25 protein-coding genes are annotated in these 21,950 nt (G+C 54.1%); all 25 read right to left on the reverse strand.

Features of this window, described 5'->3' with window-relative positions:
• Positions 1-8: 8 nt before the first annotated feature.
• Positions 9-803, reverse strand: coding sequence for a phosphatidate cytidylyltransferase (locus KHA84_RS09445; protein ID WP_213423279.1), 795 nt, complete (start codon positions 801-803; stop codon positions 9-11).
• Complete coding sequence (locus tag KHA84_RS09450) at positions 800-1,591, reverse strand: isoprenyl transferase (RefSeq protein WP_213423280.1); 792 nt, start codon at positions 1,589-1,591, stop codon at positions 800-802. The genes KHA84_RS09445 and KHA84_RS09450 overlap by 4 nt, the downstream gene beginning before the upstream one ends.
• Before the next feature lie 124 nt (positions 1,592-1,715).
• Positions 1,716-2,273 (reverse strand): ribosome recycling factor, encoded by a 558-nt coding sequence (gene frr, locus KHA84_RS09455; protein ID WP_213423281.1) that lies wholly within the window; start codon positions 2,271-2,273, stop codon positions 1,716-1,718.
• The gene (pyrH, locus tag KHA84_RS09460; RefSeq protein WP_213423282.1) at positions 2,273-2,998 is read right to left on the reverse strand and encodes a UMP kinase; all 726 of its coding nucleotides are present in this window, start codon (positions 2,996-2,998) and stop codon (positions 2,273-2,275) included. Before pyrH ends, frr begins: the two co-directional genes overlap by 1 nt.
• 82 nt (positions 2,999-3,080) lie before the next feature.
• On the reverse strand, positions 3,081-3,968 hold the full coding sequence (tsf, locus tag KHA84_RS09465; RefSeq protein WP_213423283.1) for a translation elongation factor Ts: 888 nt from the start codon (positions 3,966-3,968) through the stop codon (positions 3,081-3,083).
• Positions 3,969-4,050: 82 nt separating this feature from the next.
• Positions 4,051-4,782: a 30S ribosomal protein S2 gene (rpsB, locus tag KHA84_RS09470; protein WP_092096506.1), complete on the reverse strand. Its 732-nt coding sequence runs from the start codon at positions 4,780-4,782 to the stop codon at positions 4,051-4,053.
• A gap of 396 nt (positions 4,783-5,178) precedes the next feature.
• Positions 5,179-5,958, reverse strand: a complete 780-nt coding sequence (gene codY, locus KHA84_RS09475; RefSeq protein WP_213423284.1) for a GTP-sensing pleiotropic transcriptional regulator CodY — start codon at positions 5,956-5,958, stop codon at positions 5,179-5,181.
• Between the two features lie 81 nt (positions 5,959-6,039).
• Positions 6,040-7,434 (reverse strand): ATP-dependent protease ATPase subunit HslU, encoded by a 1,395-nt coding sequence (gene hslU, locus KHA84_RS09480; RefSeq protein WP_213423285.1) that lies wholly within the window; start codon positions 7,432-7,434, stop codon positions 6,040-6,042.
• Complete coding sequence (hslV, locus tag KHA84_RS09485; protein ID WP_213423286.1) at positions 7,431-7,976, reverse strand: ATP-dependent protease subunit HslV; 546 nt, start codon at positions 7,974-7,976, stop codon at positions 7,431-7,433. Before hslV ends, hslU begins: the two co-directional genes overlap by 4 nt.
• Positions 7,977-7,988: 12 nt before the next feature.
• A complete protein-coding gene (gene xerC, locus KHA84_RS09490) occupies positions 7,989-8,888 on the reverse strand; it encodes a tyrosine recombinase XerC (RefSeq protein WP_213423287.1) in 900 nt (299 codons plus the stop codon).
• A 64-nt stretch (positions 8,889-8,952) separates the two neighbouring features.
• A complete protein-coding gene (gene trmFO, locus KHA84_RS09495; RefSeq protein WP_213423288.1) occupies positions 8,953-10,263 on the reverse strand; it encodes an FADH(2)-oxidizing methylenetetrahydrofolate--tRNA-(uracil(54)-C(5))-methyltransferase TrmFO in 1,311 nt (436 codons plus the stop codon).
• An 18-nt stretch (positions 10,264-10,281) separates the two neighbouring features.
• The gene (gene topA, locus KHA84_RS09500; RefSeq protein WP_213423289.1) at positions 10,282-12,357 is read right to left on the reverse strand and encodes a type I DNA topoisomerase; all 2,076 of its coding nucleotides are present in this window, start codon (positions 12,355-12,357) and stop codon (positions 10,282-10,284) included.
• A 126-nt stretch (positions 12,358-12,483) separates the two neighbouring features.
• Positions 12,484-13,374: a DNA-processing protein DprA gene (dprA, locus tag KHA84_RS09505; RefSeq protein ID WP_336511129.1), complete on the reverse strand. Its 891-nt coding sequence runs from the start codon at positions 13,372-13,374 to the stop codon at positions 12,484-12,486.
• A 67-nt stretch (positions 13,375-13,441) separates the two neighbouring features.
• Entirely contained in the window at positions 13,442-14,299 is an 858-nt protein-coding gene (gene sucD, locus KHA84_RS09510; protein ID WP_419465595.1) for a succinate--CoA ligase subunit alpha, read from the reverse strand.
• Positions 14,227-14,433 carry a KxYKxGKxW signal peptide domain-containing protein gene (locus KHA84_RS15605; protein ID WP_419465596.1) on the reverse strand — a complete coding sequence of 69 codons (207 nt, stop codon included), beginning with the start codon at positions 14,431-14,433 and terminating at the stop codon, positions 14,227-14,229. The genes sucD and KHA84_RS15605 overlap by 73 nt, the downstream gene beginning before the upstream one ends.
• Complete coding sequence (gene sucC / locus KHA84_RS09515; protein WP_213423290.1) at positions 14,361-15,521, reverse strand: ADP-forming succinate--CoA ligase subunit beta; 1,161 nt, start codon at positions 15,519-15,521, stop codon at positions 14,361-14,363. Before sucC ends, KHA84_RS15605 begins: the two co-directional genes overlap by 73 nt.
• 85 nt (positions 15,522-15,606) lie before the next feature.
• Positions 15,607-16,392, reverse strand: a complete 786-nt coding sequence (locus KHA84_RS09520; protein WP_213423379.1) for a ribonuclease HII — start codon at positions 16,390-16,392, stop codon at positions 15,607-15,609.
• A gap of 103 nt (positions 16,393-16,495) precedes the next feature.
• A complete protein-coding gene (gene ylqF, locus KHA84_RS09525) occupies positions 16,496-17,347 on the reverse strand; it encodes a ribosome biogenesis GTPase YlqF (protein ID WP_213423291.1) in 852 nt (283 codons plus the stop codon).
• Between the two features lie 14 nt (positions 17,348-17,361).
• Positions 17,362-17,919, reverse strand: coding sequence for a signal peptidase I (gene lepB / locus KHA84_RS09530; RefSeq protein ID WP_213423292.1), 558 nt, complete (start codon positions 17,917-17,919; stop codon positions 17,362-17,364).
• 101 nt (positions 17,920-18,020) lie between these two features.
• The gene (rplS, locus tag KHA84_RS09535; RefSeq protein WP_157296435.1) at positions 18,021-18,365 is read right to left on the reverse strand and encodes a 50S ribosomal protein L19; all 345 of its coding nucleotides are present in this window, start codon (positions 18,363-18,365) and stop codon (positions 18,021-18,023) included.
• Positions 18,366-18,494: 129 nt separating this feature from the next.
• A complete protein-coding gene (gene trmD / locus KHA84_RS09540) occupies positions 18,495-19,229 on the reverse strand; it encodes a tRNA (guanosine(37)-N1)-methyltransferase TrmD (protein ID WP_213423293.1) in 735 nt (244 codons plus the stop codon).
• The gene (gene rimM, locus KHA84_RS09545) at positions 19,229-19,744 is read right to left on the reverse strand and encodes a ribosome maturation factor RimM (RefSeq protein WP_213423294.1); all 516 of its coding nucleotides are present in this window, start codon (positions 19,742-19,744) and stop codon (positions 19,229-19,231) included. Before rimM ends, trmD begins: the two co-directional genes overlap by 1 nt.
• 64 nt (positions 19,745-19,808) lie before the next feature.
• On the reverse strand, positions 19,809-20,039 hold the full coding sequence (locus tag KHA84_RS09550; RefSeq protein ID WP_008297223.1) for a KH domain-containing protein: 231 nt from the start codon (positions 20,037-20,039) through the stop codon (positions 19,809-19,811).
• Positions 20,040-20,057: 18 nt separating this feature from the next.
• The gene (gene rpsP, locus KHA84_RS09555) at positions 20,058-20,330 is read right to left on the reverse strand and encodes a 30S ribosomal protein S16 (RefSeq protein WP_213423295.1); all 273 of its coding nucleotides are present in this window, start codon (positions 20,328-20,330) and stop codon (positions 20,058-20,060) included.
• 256 nt (positions 20,331-20,586) lie between these two features.
• On the reverse strand, positions 20,587-21,945 hold the full coding sequence (gene ffh, locus KHA84_RS09560) for a signal recognition particle protein (protein ID WP_213423296.1): 1,359 nt from the start codon (positions 21,943-21,945) through the stop codon (positions 20,587-20,589).
• Between the last annotated feature and the right edge of the window lie 5 nt (positions 21,946-21,950).

Genomic DNA, 21,950 nt, shown 5'->3' on the forward strand with positions numbered 1-21,950 from the left:
CTTTCCGTTCATCCGACAAAGTGAAGGAGGTTCAGCACTGGCAGTACAAATAACAGGCTGTCGAACCGGTCGAGGATTCCGCCGTGGCCGGGCAGGATGTTCCCCGAGTCCTTCACCCCATAATGCCGCTTAAGCGCCGATTCTACGAGATCGCCGATCTGGCCTGTCACCGAAGCGACAACCGTCACTGCAATGAGAATCAGATAAGAGCCGGCCACCGGCATGAACAGTTGGAACAGGCAAGCTGCAATAACTGCAACCGCAATGCCGCCGATAAAGCCTTCAACCGTTTTGTTCGGTGAGATTTCGGGCCAAAGCTTCCTTTTTCCGAAACTGCGTCCTGTGAAATAAGCACCCGTGTCTGTCAGCCAGACGACAATTAGCGCATAGATGATGTATTCGATTCCCGCGTCACGGGTAACGATGAGGTAGTAAAAGCCGATTCCAAGATAAAGCATGGCGAGCACGGTAAAAGCCGCATGCTCGAATGTGAATCGGTTTTTCACGACAACGGTATACACCAGAAGGAGAAGGACGGTCATATAAACCACTTCAATTTTTGTATAACCGGTATACTCCGTGATTGCAGCCGCCCATTCAGGCTTTAGCAAAAAGCTGAACAAAGCAAGCACAGCAAGCAGGCCGGGTATGGAGAAAATGGAAATTTTCTTCATCCGGAGTAATTCATACATCCCAATCGCCGCAAGCAGGAAGACCGCCAGCGTGAACGGCAGCCCTCCTATGATGACGAGAGGGATAAAGAGAAGGGCAGCCACCACGCCCGTAATTATTCGGGTCTTCAATCCGTGTCCTCCTTGTCAACTCCGCCATAGCGGCGGTTCCTCGCCTGGTATACAGCGATTGCTTCCTGCAGCCGGCTTTCATCGAAATCCGGCCAGAGCGTTTCCGTAAACCAGAACTCTGTATAAGCAAGCTGCCAGAGCATAAAGTTGCTGAGCCGGACTTCTCCGCTGGTACGGATCAGGAGGTCCGGCTCCGGCAGTTCGGCAGTCATCAAAGCGCCGGTGATCAGCGACTCATCGATGTCCTCTGCGCTCATACGGTTTTCAGCCACCGCTTTTGCAATGGAACGGACAGCTTCAGTAATTTCGGCACGGCTTCCGTAATTCATCGCGAAGTTCAGGATCAGGCCGTCGTTTTCTGCGGTTGCTTCCATCGCCTTCGTGATGGCACGCCGGGTGTGCATCGGCAGATGGGCGTGATCGCCAATCATCCGCACGCGTACATTGCGCTCCACAAGTTCAGGCAGATAGGTCCCGAGAAACTCTTCCGGCAGCCTCATCAGAAATTCCACTTCGGGCTTCGGCCGTTTCCAATTCTCCGTGGAGAAGGCATAAAGGGTGAGCACTTTTATGCCGAGACGGTCCGCTTCCCTGGTAATTTTGCGGACTGTCTTCATCCCTTCGTGGTGTCCCGCAATTCTTGGAAGCGACCTCTTTTTTGCCCACCGGCCGTTTCCGTCCATGATGATGGCGACGTGCCGCGGTATCATGGTCTCGTCCAGTTCCGGATGCTCCGCATTTCCCGCCTTTGATTCGCCGCCCTTTTTGCGGATCAATTTATCCAACATAATCAGATTTCCTCCACTCAACAGCAATTCGGAATCGATGCTTTTACTATCATAGCAGTTTTTCAGCAAGTAAAAAAGGCGTCCTTTTAGTTTAGGACGCCCTTGCAGGGTTTTGGTTCTTTCGTTAGACTTCCATGATTTCTTCTTCTTTTTCTTTAGCGATTTCATCGATCTGGCGAATATGGTCATCCGTCATCTTCTGAATGTCGTCGCTGTAGCCGCGTTGATCGTCTTCGGTGATCTCGCCGCCCTTTTCCAGCTTTTTGAGGGAGTCGTTTGCATCACGCCGAATGTTGCGGATTGAGATTTTGCCCTCTTCCGCTTCTTTTTTGACGACTTTGACCAGCTCTTTGCGCCGCTCCTCGGTCAGTGCCGGGACGGCAATCCGGATCACGTTGCCATCGTTTGCCGGTGTGATTCCAAGGTCCGACTTAAGAATCGCCTTTTCAATATCGCCGATGATCGACTTGTCATACGGCTGGATGACGAGAAGACGCGCTTCCGGAACGGAGATCCCGGCCAATTGGTTCACCGGTGTCGGTGCACCGTAATAGTCGACAGTGATTCGGTCGAGAAGTGATGCGTTCGCCCGGCCGGCCCGAATCGAAGCCATTTCGCGGCGGAGTGACTGAATGGACTTGGCCATGCGGTCTTTTGTTTCTTCAATCAATTTGTTCACCATTATGCATTCCTCCTGACAATCGTTCCGATTTCTTCACCGAGGACAGCTTTTTTGATGTTCCCCTGTTCCATGATCGAGAATACAATGAGCGGAATGTCGTTGTCCATGCAAAGCGAGGAAGCTGTTGAATCCATTACCTGTAGTCCTTCCTTGATGACATCCAGATAAGTGAGCGTCTCATACTTTACTGCATCGGCATTGGTCTTCGGATCATCATTATAGACACCATCCACATTGTTTTTCGCCATGAGGATGACATCCGCCTCGATTTCGGCCGCGCGGAGAGCGGCGGTCGTGTCGGTCGAGAAGTACGGGTTGCCCGTACCGGCTGCAAAAATGACTACACGTTTTTTCTCGAGATGGCGGATCGCCCGTCTTCTTATGTACGGTTCAGCAACCTGCCGCATTTCGATGGACGTCGCTACCCGTGTTTCGATGCCGAGCTTTTCCAGGGCATCCTGCATTGCAAGAGAGTTCATGACTGTAGCCAGCATCCCCATGTAGTCCGCTGTAGCGCGGTCCATACCCATTTCGCTTCCGACTTTGCCTCGCCAGATGTTTCCCCCGCCGACGACAACGGCGACTTCAACGCCAAGATCGACAACATCCTTCACCTGTTCGGCGACAGATTTGATGATTGCCGGCGAGAGCCCGAAGCCCTGCTCTCCGGCCAGTGCCTCCCCGCTTAACTTCAGGACGACTCTTTTATATTTCGGTACGCTCATGAGGTCTCCTCCATCATCTCTGTTTTTTATCGAAAAAGAGGGAACACCTGGTTCGTGTTCCCCTCCCAAATATGGTATTGGATCAGTTGCCTTTAACCTGGTTCATGACTTCGTCGGCAAAGTTGTCTTCGCGCTTCTCAATACCTTCGCCTACTGCATAGCGGACGAACGACTTAAGTGTGCCGCCGGTCGATTTCACGAAGTCGCGGACTTTCTGGTCGGAATCCTTGACGAACGCCTGGTCGAGGACGACAACGTCTTCAAAGAACTTGCCGAGGCGGCCTTCAACCATCTTCGCAACGATGTTTTCCGGCTTGCCTTCGTTAAGTGCCTGCTCAGTGAGGACTTTGCGTTCGCGCTCGACTTCTTCTTCAGGAACTTCGTCGCGGGAAACGTATTTCGGATTGATTGCCGCAATGTGCATTGCAACATCTTTTGCAGCTTCTTCATTCGTAGTGCCTTCGATGAGCAGGAGAACGCCGATGCGGCCGCCCATGTGGAGGTAAGCGCCGAATGTATCGTTATCCGTTTTTTCGAAGATTTCGAAGCGGCGGAGTGTGATTTTTTCACCGATTTTTGCCACGGCATTGGAGATGTGATCCTGTACAGTCAGGCCGTTTTCCATTTCGGAAGCAAGTGCTTCTTCGAGGGATGCCGGCTCTGTTTTAAGAAGATGCGTGCCGATTTCCGAAACCAGCTGCTGGAACGCATCGTTTTTTGCAACGAAGTCTGTTTCAGCGTTAATTTCGAAGATGACTGCTTTGTTGCCGTCAGTTTCAACGGATACCGTACCTTCAGCCGCGATGCGGTCTGCTTTCTTCGCTGCGCTCGCGAGGCCTTTCTCGCGAAGGAAGTCTACTGCCGCATCCATGTCGCCGTCAGTTTGCGTGAGTGCCTTTTTGCAGTCCATCATGCCCGCGCCTGTTTTTTCGCGAAGTTCTTTTACCATTTGTGCTGTTACTGCTGCCATTTGTCATTCCTCCCGGTCGATTCAAATTGTTTAGAAAAGGCGATAAGGACTGGGGAGCCGCTTATCGCCTGAACATACTGTCTTACTCTGCTGCGACTTCTTCGCCCTGAGCTTCGACTTCCGTTTCTTCTTCGCCTTGTTTCGATTCGACGAGAGCATCTGCCATCTTGCTTGTCAGAAGGCGTACTGCGCGGATTGCGTCATCGTTTGCCGGGATGACGTAGTCGATTTCGTCCGGATCGCAGTTGGTGTCGACGATGCCGACGATTGGGATGTTCAGCTTGCGTGCTTCTGCAACGGCAATGCGCTCTTTGCGCGGGTCGACTACATACATGACATCCGGAAGGCCGTTCATGTCACGGATACCGCCGAGGAACTTGACGAGGCGTTCGTGTTCTTTCTTGAGCTGGATGACTTCTTTCTTAGGAAGGACGTCAAATGTTCCTTCTTCTTCCATACGCTCGATTGCTTTCATGCGGTCAACGCGCTTCTGGATCGTACCGAAGTTCGTCAGAAGGCCGCCGAGCCAGCGTTGGTTGATGTAGTATTGGCCAGCGCGTTCCGCTTCTTCACGAATTGCGTCCTGAGCCTGTTTTTTCGTTCCAACGAAGAGCACTTTTCCGCCTTCGGCACCAGTCTGGCGCATGAAGTCGTATGCTTCCTCGAGTTTCTTGACCGTCTTTTGAAGGTCGATGATGTAGATGCCGTTACGCTCAACAAAGATGTATTTCTTCATCTTCGGGTTCCAGCGGCGTGTTTGGTGACCGAAGTGGACACCTGCTTCAAGAAGCTGTTTCATTGTGATTACTGCCATTTTTGTTACCTCCGATTGGGTTTTTGGTCCTCCGCATCCATCAACCGGCGGGCAGCCTTTTCGGCACCGGCCCATCCGTCAAGATACGTGTGTAATCGCACCATTGGTCACTATACCACGTGTTTACCCGATTTGCAATACAAACCACTCTTCAGGTTTTTCTCATGGGAAGAAGCCCAATCGGCAATTGCTTCATATTAAATAGGACAGCATAAATAAAGCATAGAAGCAGATTTCCGTTGCGGACCCTCCGCTGAATCCGTCATCCGCACAACGGAACAATGCAAGTCCTGATCAAGAAGCAGCAAAGAAAATCTGCATACATGAGTGATAAATAAAGAGCCGGAAGTCATGCTCCCGGCTCTTCATGTCCGCCTTGCAAGTTGCCAGGCGGGATTATTTGGATTTGAGTTCGCTGAGCTGGACGAGGAACTTATCGTTCAGGACTTTGATGTATGTGCCCTTCATGCCGAGGGAACGGGATTCGATGACGCCCGCGCTCTCCAGTTTGCGGAGTGCGTTGACGATGACCGAACGGGTGATGCCGACACGGTCTGCAATCTTGGATGCCACGAGAAGGCCTTCTGTGCCGTCCAGTTCATCGAAGATATGCTCGATCGCTTCAAGTTCGCTGTATGAGAGGGAATTGATCGCCATTTGGACGACCGCTTTGGAGCGGGCCTCTGTTTCGATCTCTTCTGCTTTTTCACGGAGGATTTCCATGCCGACCACTGTCGCGCCATATTCGGCAAGGACGAGATCGTCATCTGTAAACTGGTCTTTCACGCGTCCAAGGATGAGTGTGCCGAGGCGCTCTCCGCCACCGATGATCGGTACGATTGTCGTGAGTCCCTCTTCGAAGAGGTCCTTGTTCTCGACCGGAAATACGGTGTGCGGGTCATTGATGCCGAGGTTCGGGGAAGTTTCTGTCACGTTGAACAGGTTCTTTGTATATTCTTCTGGGAAGCGGCGCTCCTCCAGCATGTTCTGGATCCGCTCGTTCTGAATTTCTTGGTGAACAGCCGTGCCGAGCAGTTTGCCCTTCCGGCTGACAATGAAGACGTTGGCTCCGATCACCTTGGACAGGGTTTCGGACATTTCCTTGAAATTAACCGGCTTGCCGGCGGACGCCTGGAGCATGGAGTTGATCTCCCGCGTATTTTGCAATAGTGACATAACACAATTCCTCCTACTGGATATATGGATTCAAGAATATTCTAAAGGTTTGTAATCGTTTTTGGAAACAATAAGGTGTACTTACAGGATAAATTGTGACAAATCTTTGTTCGTTGCAATTTTCTCCAGCTTTTCATTGACATATTCCGGTGTGATCCGAATGGAGGCAGGCGAAATGTCAGATGCTTCGAAGCTGAGGTCCTCAAGCAGCTTTTCAAGAACAGTATGCAGCCTGCGCGCGCCGATATTCTCCGTTTCTGTATTGACTTCGGCGGCAATTTCAGCGATGCGTCCGATTGCTTCGTCGGTAAAGTCGATTTCTACGCCCTCCGTCGACAAGAGCAGCCCGTACTGGTGAATGAGGGAATGATCAGGCTCTTTAAGAATCCGGATAAAGTCTTCCTTCGTCAGCTTATCCAGCTCCACGCGTATCGGGAAGCGGCCCTGCAGCTCGGGGATGATATCCGACGGTTTGGAAACGTGGAACGCACCTGCTGCGATGAAGAGCATGAAGTCTGTCCGGACAGGACCATACTTTGTGGTTACGGTCGTTCCTTCCACAATCGGAAGGATATCCCGCTGGACACCTTCCCGCGAGATATCCGCGGAGGAAGCGTTCCCCTGCTTTGAGGCGATTTTGTCGATCTCATCGATGAAGATAATTCCTTGCTGCTCAGCCCGTTCAATCGCTTCCTGCGAAATTTCTTCGCGGTCGACAAGCTTTTCAGCTTCTTCCATCGCAAGCACCCTACGGGCGTCCGCCACACGCATCTCCCGCTTCTTCTTCTTTTTTGGAAGAAGGTTCGAAAGCGCGTCTTGCATATTCATTCCCATTTGTTCCATTCCCGAACCCTGCATGCTGTCAAACAGTGACGGCATGTTCTCCGTCACCTCGACCATCACTTTCCTGTCCTCGAGGCGGCCTGCCTTCAGCTCAGCCCGGATTTCGGATCGTTTCAGGCGGATCGAGGCATCCTCTTCCTCTTCGTCGGAGCGGTCCTGCATCTGGCCGAGAAGCATCTCCCATGGGTTTTGCCCGGATTTCTCCTTTTTCATGGAAGGGACAAGCAGCTTCACAAGCCGTTCTTCTGCCATTTCCTCGGCCCGGCCGGCCACTTCCTCCATCCGCTCGCTGCGGACGAGGCGAAAGGATGCTTCGACCAGATCGCGCACCATCGATTCCACGTCCCGACCGACATAGCCGACTTCCGTGAACTTGGTTGCCTCTACCTTAAGGAACGGAGCGCCGGCGAGTTTGGCGATCCTGCGGGCGATCTCCGTTTTGCCGACACCGGTCGGACCGATCATGAGAATGTTTTTTGGAATGATTTCATTGCGCTCCTCCTCCGGGAGGCGGCTGCGCCGGTAACGGTTTCTCATTGCCACTGCAACGGCCCGTTTCGCTTCTTTCTGTCCGACAATGTAGCGGTCAAGCTGTTCGGTCAGCAGGCGCGGTGTCATCTGATCCATCTTCATTCCCCGATCACCTCCAGGATGATTTGGTGGTTCGTGAACACACAGATGTCGGCAGCTGTCTCCAGTGCTGCCCTGGCAATCTGCTCGGCATCCATTTCTCCGCCTGCATGCATTTTAAGGGCACGCCCTGCAGCCAGTGCATAGTTGCCGCCTGAGCCGATCGCGAGGATCCCGTCATCCGGCTCGATCACTTCTCCGGAGCCGGATACAAGCAACATCGTGTCTTTGTCCATGACGATCAGCATGGCCTCCAGTTTCTGGAGCATCTTATCCCCGCGCCATTCCTTTGCAAGTTCGACGGCGGCACGTGTGAGGTTTCCGTCATACTCGGCAAGCTTTCCTTCGAACAGCTCAAACAGCGTGAAAGCATCCGCGACAGAGCCTGCAAAGCCCGCTACGACTTTGCCGCCGAACAACCGGCGGACCTTTTTTGCGGTATGCTTCATGACGACCTGGTTTCCGAGTGTCACCTGGCCGTCTCCTGCCATTGCGGCCTTCCCGTTATGCCGGACCGCGAATATCGTGGTTGCATGAATGTCCACTGCGTCTCCCCCTTAAGCTCTAGGATGTGCGTTCATGTACGTTTTTCTCAGATGTTCTTTCGTCACATGTGTATAGACCTGTGTCGATGACAGGCTGGCATGGCCGAGAAGCTCCTGGACGGAACGCATGTCCGCACCATTGTTGAGCAGGTGCGTAGCGAACGTATGGCGGAGCATATGCGGATGGATCGATACATGGAGTGCGGCTTTCTTGACCATTTCCTCCAGGATGTGCCGGACTCCGCGGTCGGTCAGCGGAGTCCCCCTCATATTGACGAACAGTCGGTCATGTTTGTTCCCCTTCATGATGGCCGGACGCGCCTCGTCCAGATACCTGCCGAGCGCGTCGGCGGCAAAATGGCCGAAGGGTATGTAGCGCTCGCGGCGGCCCTTCCCCATGACCCGGACGATTTCGACCTCGAGGTCAGCATCCTGCACGGTAAGTCCGGTCAGCTCAGACACCCGCATGCCGGTGGCATAGAGCAGCTCAAGAAGTGCAATGTCCCTGATTTCCTTGGGTGAGCTGCCTGCATTCGCTTCGAAAAGCTGCTCCATCTCTTCTTCGTAGAAGAACTTGGGCAGCTTTTCCTCTTTCTTCGGATGAAACAGTGATCGGAATGCCTGATCGTCGATGCCGAATCGGGTGTTGGCAAATTTGAAGAACGAACGGAGAGAAGAAATCTTTCTGGAGATGGTCGCCCTCTCAAGCTCCCGCTCATACAGCCGGGTCACATAAAGACGTGCTTCCGGATAGCGGATCTCCTCTTCCTCTCCGATCCCTTCGGATTCCAGAAAGGAGAAAAACTCTTCAAGGTCTTTCCGGTACCCTTCCACGGTCAACGGAGAGAAGTTTCGCTCCAGACGGATATAGGACTGGAACTCCTCTGCAGCCTGCTTTAGCCTGGCATTCATTCCGTCACCTCCGGAAATATACAAAAGCCTCTAAAGTATAAGGCATTTAGAGGCTCTTGTTCAATCAATGTGCAATTGTATTCTTGAAATTTCGAATTGTATCCAGCGCTCTTCCAGCTTGCTTTTCCGCACGCTCCGCTTTTTTCCTGACTTTCTCGCCCAGAGAAGGGAAAAGTCCGAAGTTGACGTTCATCGGCTGGAAGTTGCCGGGGTCCGCTTCACTGATATAGCGCGCCAGGCTACCGAGTGCCGTTTCCGCAGGGAAAGCGACAGGATCCTCGCCAAGCGCCAGGCGCGCGGCATTGACGCCTGCCACGAGGCCGCTGCCCGCCGACTCCACATAGCCCTCGACCCCGGTCATCTGTCCGGCAAAGAAAAGATCGTTGCGGGCCTTGAGCTGGTAGGTGCGCTCGAGGACACGCGGCGAGTTGATGAACATGTTCCGGTGAATGACGCCGTAGCGAACGATGTCCGCGTTCTCAAGGCCCGGAATCAGCCGGATCACTTCTTTCTGCGGTCCCCACTTCATGTGGTTCTGGAAGCCGACGATGTTGTAGAGGGTCGCTGCTGCATTGTCCTGTCGAAGCTGAACAACTGCATAAGGGGTCTTGCCGGTTTTCGGATCCTCGAGGCCGACCGGCTTCATCGGGCCGAACCGGAGCGTATCCCTGCCGCGGCGCGCCATTTCCTCAACCGGCATGCAGCCTTCAAAATACTTTTCTTCTTCAAAGTCTCTGAGGGCGACCGTCTCGGCCGAGATGAGCGCTTCGTAAAAGCGATTGTACTCCTCTTCGGTCATCGGGCAGTTCAGATAAGCAGCCTCCCCTTTGTCATAGCGGGACTTCAGGTAGACCTTATCCATGTCGATGGAGTCCTTTTCGATGATCGGCGCCGCCGCATCGTAAAAGTACAGGTCGTACTCGCCCGTCAGGCTGCTGATCTGTTCGGCGAGGGAGGAAGAAGTGAGCGGCCCGGTCGCGATGACTGTGATGCCCTCCGGAATTTCTGTCACTTCAGCATTCACGACTTCCACAAGGGGATGGTTCTTGACTGTTTCGGTGACGCGGCCGGCAAAGTCGTGGCGGTCGACTGCCAATGCGCCTCCTGCCGGCACCGCACTGGAATCCGCAGCCTCCATGATGACGGAATCGAGGATCCGCATCTCTTCCTTGAGGACGCCTACCGCGTTCGTGAGGTTGTTGGCACGGAGCGAGTTTGTGCATACAAGCTCCGCAAACTTGCCGGTATGGTGTGCCGGTGTCTGCCGGACCGGGCGCATTTCGTGCAGACGGACCCGGACGCCGCGGTTGGCAATCTGCCAGGCAGCCTCGCTGCCTGCAAGGCCGGCTCCGATAACGTTGACGACTGGTGTCATGTTGATTCGTGTCTCCTTTTACTGTTGCGGTTGTTCTTTATAGTCGCATTCCGAGCATTGGATCTGTTTGCCTTTTTTCAGCTTCTTCTCTACCAGCATGCTGCTGCATTTCGGGCATGGCCTGGAAACCGGCTTGTCCCATGAGATGAAGTCGCATTCCGGATACTGGTCGCAGCTGTAGAAAATGCGTTTTGTCTTGCTTTTACGTTCGACGACCTCTCCCTTTTTGCATTTCGGGCAGGTCACGCCGATTTTCTTCAGGATCGGCTTCGTGTTCCGGCAGTCCGGGAAGTTCGAGCAGGCCATGAACTTGCCGTAACGGCCCATCTTGATGACCATCGGCGAACCGCACTTTTCGCAGTCCTCGCCGGCCGGTTCATCCTTGATGACCACCTTCTCCATCTCCTGCTCGGCGACTTTCAGCCGCTTCTCGAAATCCTTGTAGAAGGAATCGATGACATTGACCCACTCGTTTTTCCCATCCTCGATGCTGTCGAGGTCTTTCTCCATCTCTGCCGTGAACTCGACATCGATGATTTCGGGGAAAAACTCACTGACGAGGGAGTGGACGATCTCACCGAGCTCGGTCGGGATAAAGCGCTTGGCGTCAAGAGAAACATAGCCCCTCTTTTGGATCGTATCAAGCGTCGGTGCGTATGTTGAGGGCCGGCCGATGCCGAGTTCTTCCATGGTCTTGACGAGACGGGCTTCCGAGTAGCGCGGAGGCGGCTGGGTGAAGTGCTGTTTCGGATCGATCTTAAGGCTTTTGACGATATCGCCTTTTTCAAGAGGAGGAAGCATCTTCTGCTTCACATCTTCCTTGTCGTCCTCGCCTTCAACATACACTTTCATGAAGCCCTGGAACTTGACCTGGGAACCAGTCGCGCGGAACATGACATCCCCCTGGCGAAGGTCGGCGGTGACCGTATCCAATATTGCAGGTGCCATCCGGCTTGCGATGAACCGCTCCCAGATGAGGCGATAAAGCTTAAATTGGTCATTTGACAGGACGGCCTTCAGAGAAGCCGGAGTCCTGAGAACGGAGGTTGGCCGGATCGCTTCGTGCGCATCCTGGGCATTTTTCTGTTTGGATGCCCGCTCGCCCGGTGCCATGTATTCCTGGCCGTATTCGGAAAGGATGAAATCGCCGGCTTCTTTTTTTGCGGTGTCCGAGATCCTGGTCGAGTCAGTACGCATGTAGGTGATGAGACCAACGCTTCCTTCCTTTCCGACGTTGATGCCTTCATAAAGTTGCTGGGCAAGCATCATCGTCTTCCGGGCCCGGAAGTTCAGCTTGCGTGCTGCTTCCTGTTGGAGGGAGGATGTCGTGAACGGAGGAGCCGGGTTGCGCTTCCGCTCTTTTTTCTCCAGCTCGGCGACTTCAAAGTCAGTTCCGTTCAGTTTGGCAAGGACCGTATCGACGGACTGTTTGTCCGGAAGCTTGATTTTCTTTTTGCCATCACCGTGGAAAGTGGCCGTGAACTCTTTTTTTCCTTTGCCGAACAGCCCGGTGATCGACCAGTACTCTTCCGGCTTGAAGTTCCGGATCTCATTTTCCCGGTCGATGATCAGGCGGAGAGCAACGGATTGGACCCGTCCTGCAGAAAGTCCTTTCTTCACTTTTTTCCACAAGATCGGACTGATGTTATAACCGACCAGACGGTCGAGGATGCGGCGTGCCTGCTGGGCATCAACGCGGTCCCGGTTGATCGCTCGGGGATGCTTGAATGCTTCCTTGACAGCGTCCTTCGTGATTTCGTTGAACACGACACGGCATTCGGAATCTTCGTCGATGCCGAGGGAATGTGCGAGGTGCCAGGCGATCGCTTCCCCTTCACGGTCGGGGTCAGAGGCAAGAAAGATTTTTTTGGCTTTCTTGGCCGCGCTCTTCAGTTCCTGGAGTACCGGGCCTTTTCCCCGGATTGTGATGTACTTCGGTTCATAGTTGTTTTCGACATCGATGCCGGTCTGGCTCCGCGGGAGATCCCGCACATGGCCGACGGATGCTTTTACTTTGTATTTCTTACCTAAATATTTCTCAATCGTCTTTGCCTTCGCAGGCGACTCGACGATGACCAAATAATCTGGTGCCATTGGTGTGCCTCCATTCGAGGTGAACATTACCTAAAGAAAGTCCTGATGGAAAATGTAAACTATCTTCTATATAATTGCAACCATTTTCGGCTCCGCCCGTTCTCGGGGCAAGAAGCACCTGCACATTCAGAGCGGATCACGGGGCAGCCCGCCAAGAATGGTGTAGCCGTCCAATGCTGGAGCGGCCCCTTCAAGGATCAGCCGGTTTGGGCCGGCGGAAAGCGGCGAATCTATCGGGCCCGGAACGGCATGGACATCCTTCCCGTGCTCAAGCGCATGATCGATCGTGCTCATCGTGCCGCTCGGGCGGGCCGCTTCCGTGACAATGACGATATCGGAAAGACCGCTGATGATCCGGTTCCGCATCGGGAACTGCCACTTTTTGGGGCCGGCATAAGGCGGGTATTCCGTGATGAGCAGGTGACCCGCCTGCATCATTTCATAGAGGCCGTTGTTTTGCTTCGGGTATCTGTGGGAAAGACCAGTTCCGAGAACGCCGATCGTTTTTCCGCCATGGCGGATGGCCGCCTCATGAGCCATCGCATCGGCACCCACCGCTAGGCCGCTCACGATGGCATAGCGCTGCCGGACGAGCGGCGGGATGATTTTTTCCATGGCAAGTCGTGAGTAGGCAGTCGCTTTTCTCGAGCCGATGATGGCCGCTTTGTTCTGCAAGGATAACAGAGATGTGTCGCCCGCGGCGTATAGAACAGCGGGCGGGTCAATCAGCTGGGTGAGTGAATGGGGGTAGAGGGCGTGGCTATACAGGATGGGGGTGATGGAGCTCGCGGCATACATTTCTGTGTATGGGGGGTCCGCATTCAGGCGGAGCTTCTTCTTGAGAAGCGTGGCCCGGTCCGTGTCAAGATCCAGCAAAAACGCCAGCTCGGCGATTCCCATATCGGGGAGCGCCTCCAGCCCGGGATCGGCAGCAAGCAGCCGGCCAAACCGGTTCATCGGGGCCGGAAAAACATAGTGCAGCGCCAGCAGACGGTCTTCAAACCGATCGATGATCACGACCTCCTGTCCCGGAAAGTTTCCGGAAATAGTAAAAGTGCGGCACTGAATGTGCCGCACTTTCATTTTAGTGGGTTTTGCACTTTTCGTACAGACCTTTTTCCTTCAGGACGCTAATCATTGTTTCACCAATGACGGATGGTGTTTCGGCAACTTTGATGCCTGCCGCTTCCATCGCTTTGATTTTCTCGGCTGCAGTTCCCTTGCCCCCCGAAATGATGGCGCCTGCGTGGCCCATGCGTTTTCCTGGAGGTGCGGTCTGGCCGCCGATAAAGCCTGTGACCGGCTTTGTCATATTTGCCTTGACCCACTCTGCCGCTTCTTCCTCGGCCGTTCCGCCGATTTCACCGATCATGACAACAGCGAGTGTTTCAGGGTCTTCGTTGAATTCCTTGAGAACATCGATGAAGTTTGTGCCATTGACAGGGTCTCCGCCGATGCCTACCGCTGTAGTCTGGCCGACACCTGCTTCAGTCAGCTGGTGAACCGCTTCGTACGTCAGAGTTCCCGAACGGGATACAACACCTACGTGGCCCTTTTTATGGATATAACCCGGCATGATGCCGATCTTGCATTCATCCGCCGTGATGACGCCCGGGCAGTTCGGACCGATGAGGCGGGTTTTCTTGCCTTCCATGTAGCGGACAACTTTGACCATATCAAGAACCGGAATATGTTCCGTGATGCAGATTGCAAGATCCAGCTCTGCGTCAACCGCTTCAAGAATTGCGTCAGCCGCGAATGGAGCCGGAACGTAGATGACGGAGACGGTTGCGCCCGTTTCCTTTACTGCGTCTTCGACTGTGTTGAAAACCGGCACGCCTTCAACTTCCGTTCCGCCTTTTCCTGGAGTCACACCTGCAACGATCTTCGTGCCGTATTCCAACATCTGTTTGGTGTGGAAGAGGGCCGTTGAGCCCGTAATTCCCTGTACAAGTACTTTTGTATCCTTATCGACATAAATGCCCATCGTTTTCCCGCCTTTCTTAGCCTACGAGTTCGACAATTTTTTGTGCGCCGTCCGCCATGGAGTCGGCAGCAGTGATGTTCAGTCCGGATTCGTTCAGAAGCTTCTTGCCCGCTTCCACGTTCGTCCCTTCAAGACGGACGACAAGTGGCACTTCAAGGCCGAGCTGCTTTGTTGCCTGGATGACACCTTCTGCGATGATGTCGCACTTCATGATGCCGCCGAAGATGTTGACAAAGATCCCTTTGACGTTTTCATCGGAAAGGATGATCTTGAATGCTTCGGTAACTTTTTCTGCAGTCGCGCCGCCGCCAACGTCAAGGAAGTTGGCCGGCTTGCCGCCGTAGAAGTTGATCGTGTCCATCGTGGACATCGCAAGACCCGCACCGTTGACCATGCAGCCGATGTTGCCGTCAAGGGATACATAGCTGAGGTCATATTTTGACGCTTCGATCTCTTTTGGATCTTCCTCGTCGAAATCGCGGAGTTCAACGATGTCGGCATGGCGGTAAAGCGCGTTCGAGTCGAAGTTGAACTTTGCGTCGAGTGCTACGACCTGGTCATCGCCGGTCACGACGAGCGGGTTGATTTCGAGGATGGATGCATCCTTTGCCACGAAAGCTTCATAAATGCCCAGGAAAAGCTTCGCTGCCTTGTTGACGAGCTTCGAAGGAATGTTCATGTTGAATGCCATGCGGCGTGCCTGGAATCCAGTCAGGCCGACAATCGGGTCGATGACTTCCTTGAAAATCTTTTCTGGTGTTTCTTCCGCCACTTCTTCAATGTCCATGCCGCCTTCTTCGGAGCCCATGAGGACGACACGGTCCGTTGCACGGTCAACGACGAGGCTGATGTAATATTCTTTGAGGATGTCGGAGCCTTCTTCAATGTAGAGGCGCTTGACTTCTTTACCTTCAGGGCCTGTCTGATGTGTCACCAGGACCTTGCCGAGAAGTTCTTTCGCATATTCGCGTACTTCCTCGACCGTCTTGGCGATTTTGACGCCGCCGGCCTTTCCGCGTCCACCTGCGTGGATCTGCGCTTTTACGACATATACGTTGGTGTCGAGTTCCTTGGCCGCCTTGACAGCCTCTTCAGGGGAAAACGCAACGATTCCGTTTGGTACCACGACGCCGTAGTCGCGAAGAATCTGTTTCCCTTGGTACTCATGGATATTCATCTTACATCCTCCAATCGAACTGCTGAATAGTTTCTTGCCATCCCCCATTGTAATCAACCCGCCATAGCTTGTCCATAATTGTCTTTTACTGAACCGGCTTTCCGCTGGTTCCGACAAGAAATCCGGCCACCGGCGCGAAAGTTTTCCGGTGTTCCGGGCAGGGTCCATGCGTTTCAAGAGCTTCCAGGTGAGCGGCAGTTCCATATCCGGAGTGCCGGTCAAAGCCGTATGCGGGGTATTGTTCATGCAGCCTGTCCATATAGGCATCCCGCTCCGTCTTTGCCAGAACCGACGCCGCCGCCACACACAGGCTGAGCGCATCGGCTTTCACGACCGGATGGCATGGGACTTCCCCGCCCAGCGACATGGCATCGGCGATGACCGCGTCGGGCTTTACGGACAGCCCGGCCACCGCTTTTTCCATCGATTCACGGGTGGCCCTGTAGATGTTCAGCCGGTCGATTTCCGTTGCAGGCTGAACATGGACTGACCAGGCGACCGCATGCTTCCTGATCACCGCAGCCAGACGTTCCCGGGCCTCCCGGGAAATCGACTTTGAATCATCCAATCCCGCCAGTTCAGGACATGACGGCGGAAGGATAACAGCCGCAGTCACGACCGGACCGGCAAGCGGTCCTCTTCCCGCCTCATCCACGCCTGCCACGGGTGATTCCGCGCTTAGGCGGAACCCATCGTCAAATTGTTCCTTTTCAAGGTGTCTCTCCAGCTGGAGTCGTTTTTTATCTTGTTTTCGCTCATAGGAAGCAAGCAGCTTGATGACGCCTGCCCGGCTGTCGTTCTTTAGTTCGCGAAAGTACGGGTCCCCCTCTTCCGCCGTTTCCAGCCAGGTCCTCACTTCATTGATTGTCATTTTTGACACTTGATGATCAGGCCTTTCCCGTCTTATGTATTTTCCCGTCCATCCCGAACCGGAAATAAAAATGGCACGCCCCCCCTTTCGGCGGCGTGCCTGTTCATTGGTCGTCTGCAAAGTCGAAAGTAAGTCTGCCGAGCTGCTGGTCGCGGATGTCACGGACAATCAGTTCGGACACGCTGTCATAGTCGATGGAGCCGCCTTTTTCATATACCTTGCGGAGCTCGCCGATCCGCTCATAGGCCCCAGGTATGTCACCGTCCAGCGAGCGGAAGCCGTAGCGGTCCTTAAGCCGGTCGGGATAATGGGACTCGAGGAACTTTAAAGCGTAGACCGCCAGCTCCTGCTGATCGGTGATGGCATCCTTGATCGCCCCGGTCAGCGCAAGTTTATAGCCGGCCTCCGGGTCTTCAAACTTCGGCCAAAGAATGCCCGGCGTATCGAGGAGTTCCAGCTCCTTGCCGACTTTGATCCATTGCTGGGCTTTTGTGACGCCCGGCGTATTCCCCGTCTTGGCGATATTCTTTTTGGCGAGCCGGTTGATGAGTGTCGACTTCCCGACGTTCGGGATACCGACGATCATCGCGCGGATGGCTCTCGGACGGATGCCCTTTGCCTTCATGCGGTCCCATTTCTCCTTGAGGATCTGCTGGGCCGCTTTGGTCACCTGCTGAAGGCCTTTTCCGTCGAGCGAGTTGATCGCCACCGCTTCGGTTCCGCTTTCCCGGAATTTCTCCAGCCAGCGGGCGGTCTCGGCATCGTCTGCCATATCTTTTTTATTGAGGATGACCAGCCGGGGTTTCCGGCTGATAATGTCATCGATCATCGGGTTTCTGGAAGACTGCGGAAGCCTGGCGTCAATCAGTTCGAAGACGATGTCGACCATCTTCAGCTGTTCGGTGACTTCCCGCCTGGCCTTCGCCATATGTCCCGGGAACCATTGGATTGTCATGAATCACACCTCCGTTACTTGACGAGCCCGATATCTTCCATCGGCCAGAAGATCAGGCTCGTGCTGCCGATGATCTCATCGAACGGGATGACGCCGATGTGGCGGGAGTCCTTGCTGAACCTCCGGTTATCGCCCATGACAAAAACATGGCCTTCCGGAACGGTCTCCCGCTGGATCTTTTCTTCAAGCGTGAAGTCCTCAGTCAGCGTTCCGTCCGTAACCGCTTCCTTATACTCATCCAAATACGGTTCATCGTATGCTTCCCCATTGATGAACAGCTGGTCATCCCGGTACTCGATGTGATCGCCCGGGAGCCCGATGACCCGCTTGATGTAATCTTTCTGTTCCGGTGCATGGAAGACGACGATATCGAACCGCTCCGGCCCGCCGATCGAATAGCCGATTTTGTTGACAATCATTTTGTCTCCATCCTCGAGCGTCGGCATCATGGACTCCCCGTCTACGACAATCGGCGTAAAGAGGAAATACCGGATGATGGCAGCCAGCCCGAACGCGATGAGAAGAACTTTCGTCCATTCCCACAGTTCATTTTTCTGTTTCTCTTCTGTCATCCCGTTGGCCTCCCTGTTCAATCTGATTCCATTATAGAGTGTATGAAAGACTGAGGCAAAAAGAAAAGGAGCCGGACAGGCCGGCCCCTTTCGAATGTCGTTTATCGAATTTCTTTGATGCGGGCAGCTTTTCCGCGAAGGTTGCGGAGATAGTACAGCTTCGCACGGCGAACTTTACCGCGGCGAATCACTTCAAGTTTCGCAATTTTCGGCGTGTGCACAGGGAAAGTACGCTCAACCCCTACACCGTAGGAGATCTTGCGGACTGTGAATGTCTCGCTGATGCCGCCGCCGCGACGCTTGATGACAACCCCTTCGTATACCTGGATCCGCTCACGCGTACCCTCGACGACTTTTACGTGTACACGTACTGTGTCGCCCGGGCGGAAAGCCGGAAGGTCTGAACGAAGTTGTTCCTTCGTGATTTCTGCAATAATGTTTTGCATGTTTTCCTCTCCTTACTACAGATGCTCATGCACAAATTGCCTTTGCAGCGGAACACCGTAATCGAGTGCTTCACACAGAAGCACGGGACTTATCATACCACAGGCAAGGTCTCCGGGCAAGCCCGGAACTCACTCTTCTTTCTGCCAGCCGAGGCGGCGGAGCACTTCTATCTGGCGGCCGGTGAGTTCGGCGTCATCGAGAAGGTCGGGCCTCCGCTCCAATGTGCGCCGGAGCGACTGCTCTTCTCGCCAGCGCTCGATTTCCGCATGATTTCCGGACAGGAGGACATCGGGCACCTTCATCCCCCTGAAATCCGCAGGACGGGTGTAGTGGGGATGTTCCAGGAACCCGGTAGAAAAGGAATCCAGTGCCGGTGATTCCTCGTTTCCGAGCACTCCCGGCAGGAGCCGGACCACGCTGTCGATGACCGTCATCGCCGCCAGTTCCCCTCCGGTTAGGACAAAGTCCCCGATGGAGATTTCGTCGGTGATGAGGTGCTCGCGGATCCGTTCGTCATAGCCCTCATAGTGCCCGCACAGAAAAATGAGGTCTTCCTCCTGCGCCAGTTCTTCGGCCTTTTTCTGGGTGAACCGTTCCCCCTGCGGGCACATGAGGATGATTCTCGGTGAACGGCTTTCCGAAAGGCTTTCCACAGCACGGAACAGCGGCTCGGGTTTCAATACCATGCCGGCCCCTCCGCCGTATGGATAATCATCGACCTTGTGATGCTTGTCCGTGGCAAATTCGCGGAAATCCTGTACCGAAAGGTCGACGGCTCCGCTGTCCTGTGCTCGTTTCAGGATGGATGCATTGAAAACGCCGCCGAACATTTCCGGAAATATGGATAGGACTGAAATTTTCATCAGGACAGCAGCCCTTCGATCGGATCGATGACGATCCGCTTGTTTTCAGTGTCGACTTCCAGGACGACATCTTCGATATACGGAATGTAATGCATTTTGCCTTCAGGCGGCTTCACAGCCCAGACGTCATTCGCTCCCGTCTCCAGAACCTCGGTCACCTCGCCGATTTCATGGCCTTCCTGGTCGACGACGGTGCAGCCGATGATTTCATGGTAGTAGAATTCGCCTTCTTCCAGTTCCCCGAGGTCCTCATCGGGCACTTTCAGGATGCCATCGCGATACTTTTCCACATCATTAATGGACGTGTGGTCTTCGAATGTAAGGAGATTGAAGTTCTTATGGGTGCGGTGGGATGCCACGGTCAGCATAATTGGTTCCTTTGCGCCCGGCATGAAGAGCCCGAGGCGCGCCCCTTTCGCATAGCGTTCCTCCGGGAAATCCGTCCGTGACATCACGCGGACTTCTCCTCGGATGCCGTGCGTGTTGACGATTTTCCCGACGTTATACCAGTTCATGCGTCGTCCTCCTTCATCGGTTTTCCGGGGTATGAAAAAGGAAGGAACCAAAATCGTCCCTTCCTTAATCCATGATGTCGACGCGCACCCGTTTCCGGCCTGCGCCTTCAGCTGAATTTACGACAGTCCGGATCGCGGATGCCACCCGGCCCTGTTTGCCGATCACTTTCCCCATGTCTTCCGGGTGGACGGACAGTGAGCAGACGAGCCTGCCCTGCCGTTCTTCCACGCCGATCCGAACATCATCCGGATGGTCAACGAGCGGTTTGACGATCGTTTCAATCAGCTTTTTCATCATGTCGCCTCCGTCAAATTATTTTGCGGTCTTGGCGTTATGGAATTTCTCCATGATTCCCTGCGTAGCGAGCAGGTTGCGTACCGTATCAGAAGGCTTCGCGCCGTTCTGGAGCCATTTGAGTGCAAGCTCTTCGTCGATCTTGAGCTCAGCCGGCTTCGTGAGCGGGTTGTATGTGCCGATCGTTTCAATCTGGCGGCCGTCACGAGGGGAACGGGAATCTGCTACTACAATACGGTAGAAAGGCGTCTTTTTTGCGCCCATACGCTTAAGTCGAATTTTAACTGCCATGGTTAGCACCTCCGAATAGTTTCACACAAGATAGTATATTACCAAGTCATTTTTGGTTTGTAAAGTGTTTTTTCTTAACACCTTAATTAAGGCTGATTTCCGCTCCGGGCGGACGCTTTCCGCGGGGAAGGTATCGAGCCCCTTTCAGGGTCTCTCCTCGCTTCCTTTTCCGCAGGAGTCGCCGCCCTCCGCTCCAATCAGCTATAAAGTGAGTTTCCAATGAATGTGTCAGCTGTAGTGCGCCTGTCACAACTTATTACTTGAACAGTGAATCAAGTCCGGGCATTTTCATTTTCCGTTTGCCTTTGCCCTGCTGCATGTTCGACATTTGTTTCATCATCTTTTTCATCTCGTCGAATTGTTTGAGCAGGCGGTTTACTTCCTGGATGGTTGTGCCGGAACCGCGCGCGATGCGCTTTTTGCGGCTGGAGTTGATGATTTCCGGCTTTGACTTTTCTTCGGTCGTCATCGATTTGATGACGGCCTCCACACGGCCCATCTGTTTTTCGTCCACCTTCACGTTGTCGATACCTTTGATTTTGCCGGCGCCCGGGAGCATTTTGAGGATCTCATCGAGAGGCCCCATCTTCTTCACCTGCTCCAGTTGCTCAAGGAAGTCGTCGAACGTGAACGACTGGTCACGGAACTTTTGCTCCAGTTCCTTTGCCTTCTGTTCGTCGACATTGGACTGAGCCTTTTCGATCAGTGACATGACGTCACCCATCCCGAGGATCCGGGACGCCATCCGCTCCGGATGGAACGGTTCGAGCGCGTCGAGTTTCTCGCCCATCCCGGCAAACTTGATCGGCTTGCCGGTGACGGAACGGATCGAGAGCGCGGCACCGCCGCGGGTGTCGCCGTCCAGTTTTGTCAGGACGACGCCTGTCACGCCAACCTGCTGGTCAAATGTTTCCGCCACGTTTGCAGCAACCTGTCCGGTCATCGCATCGACGACGAGGTAGACCTCATCCGGATTCACAGCGCTATGGATATCCCGGAGTTCCTGCATCAGGTCCTCGTCGATCTGAAGCCGGCCCGCCGTGTCGATGAAGACGACATCGTGGTGGTCTTCCTTCGCCTTGGCGATGGCCTGTTTGGCGATATCGACCGGGTTCGCCTCGGTCCCGAGCTGGAACACCGGCATGCCGAGCTGCTTGCCGATCGTCTCCAGCTGCTGGATCGCCGCCGGACGGTATACGTCTGCAGCGGCCAGGAGCGGTTTCCGGTTGTATTTCTTTCGGATAAGGTTTGCGAGCTTGCCGGTTGTCGTAGTCTTCCCTGCACCCTGCAGTCCCACCATCATGATGACGGTCGGCGGCTTTTTGGCGAATGTGATCGATTCTGCTTCGCCGCCCATCAGGTCAGCCAGTTCATCGCGGACGATCTTGACGACCTGCTGTCCCGGTGTCAGGCTCTCCATCACGTCCGATCCGACAGCACGCTCGCTCACTTTCTTGACGAATTCCTTGACGACCTTCAGGTTGACGTCGGCCTCAATCAGCGCGAAACGGACTTCGCGCATCATCTCTTTGACGTCGGTCTCGGTCACTTTCCCCTTGCCCTTGATTTTCTGAAGCGTTTGCTGCAGGCGCTCGCCCAATCCTTCAAATGCCATCGATT

The sequence above is a fragment of the Bhargavaea massiliensis genome, assembly GCF_018390575.1.
GTDB lineage: Bacteria > Bacillota > Bacilli > Bacillales_A > Planococcaceae > Bhargavaea > Bhargavaea massiliensis.

What these genes read in the sequence shown, in the direction of transcription:
- lepB (WP_213423292.1), bottom strand. Translation starts at nt 17,919, where the DNA reads ATGACAGAAGAGAAACAGAAAAATGAACTGTGGGAATGGACGAAAGTT.
- KHA84_RS09550 (WP_008297223.1), bottom strand. Translation starts at nt 20,039, where the DNA reads ATGAAAAAGCTGATTGAAACGATCGTCAAACCGCTCGTTGACCATCCG.
- KHA84_RS09520 (WP_213423379.1), bottom strand. Translation starts at nt 16,392, where the DNA reads ATGACAATCAATGAAGTGAGGACCTGGCTGGAAACGGCGGAAGAGGGG.
- KHA84_RS09450 (WP_213423280.1), bottom strand. Translation starts at nt 1,591, where the DNA reads ATGTTGGATAAATTGATCCGCAAAAAGGGCGGCGAATCAAAGGCGGGA.
- topA (WP_213423289.1), bottom strand. Translation starts at nt 12,357, where the DNA reads ATGGCACCAGATTATTTGGTCATCGTCGAGTCGCCTGCGAAGGCAAAG.
- rplS (WP_157296435.1), bottom strand. Translation starts at nt 18,365, where the DNA reads ATGCAAAACATTATTGCAGAAATCACGAAGGAACAACTTCGTTCAGAC.
- frr (WP_213423281.1), bottom strand. Translation starts at nt 2,273, where the DNA reads ATGGTGAACAAATTGATTGAAGAAACAAAAGACCGCATGGCCAAGTCC.
- trmD (WP_213423293.1), bottom strand. Translation starts at nt 19,229, where the DNA reads ATGAAAATTTCAGTCCTATCCATATTTCCGGAAATGTTCGGCGGCGTT.
- rpsP (WP_213423295.1), bottom strand. Translation starts at nt 20,330, where the DNA reads ATGGCAGTTAAAATTCGACTTAAGCGTATGGGCGCAAAAAAGACGCCT.
- pyrH (WP_213423282.1), bottom strand. Translation starts at nt 2,998, where the DNA reads ATGAGCGTACCGAAATATAAAAGAGTCGTCCTGAAGTTAAGCGGGGAG.
- ffh (WP_213423296.1), bottom strand. Translation starts at nt 21,945, where the DNA reads ATGGCATTTGAAGGATTGGGCGAGCGCCTGCAGCAAACGCTTCAGAAA.
- sucC (WP_213423290.1), bottom strand. Translation starts at nt 15,521, where the DNA reads ATGAATATCCATGAGTACCAAGGGAAACAGATTCTTCGCGACTACGGC.
- rpsB (WP_092096506.1), bottom strand. Translation starts at nt 4,782, where the DNA reads ATGGCAGTAATCACAATGAAACAGCTTCTTGAAGCAGGTGTCCACTTC.
- ylqF (WP_213423291.1), bottom strand. Translation starts at nt 17,347, where the DNA reads ATGACAATCCAATGGTTCCCGGGACATATGGCGAAGGCCAGGCGGGAA.
- xerC (WP_213423287.1), bottom strand. Translation starts at nt 8,888, where the DNA reads ATGAATGCCAGGCTAAAGCAGGCTGCAGAGGAGTTCCAGTCCTATATC.
- trmFO (WP_213423288.1), bottom strand. Translation starts at nt 10,263, where the DNA reads ATGACACCAGTCGTCAACGTTATCGGAGCCGGCCTTGCAGGCAGCGAG.
- codY (WP_213423284.1), bottom strand. Translation starts at nt 5,958, where the DNA reads ATGTCACTATTGCAAAATACGCGGGAGATCAACTCCATGCTCCAGGCG.
- tsf (WP_213423283.1), bottom strand. Translation starts at nt 3,968, where the DNA reads ATGGCAGCAGTAACAGCACAAATGGTAAAAGAACTTCGCGAAAAAACA.
- hslU (WP_213423285.1), bottom strand. Translation starts at nt 7,434, where the DNA reads ATGAAGATGGATCAGATGACACCGCGCCTGCTGACCGAACAGCTTGAC.
- rimM (WP_213423294.1), bottom strand. Translation starts at nt 19,744, where the DNA reads ATGAACTGGTATAACGTCGGGAAAATCGTCAACACGCACGGCATCCGA.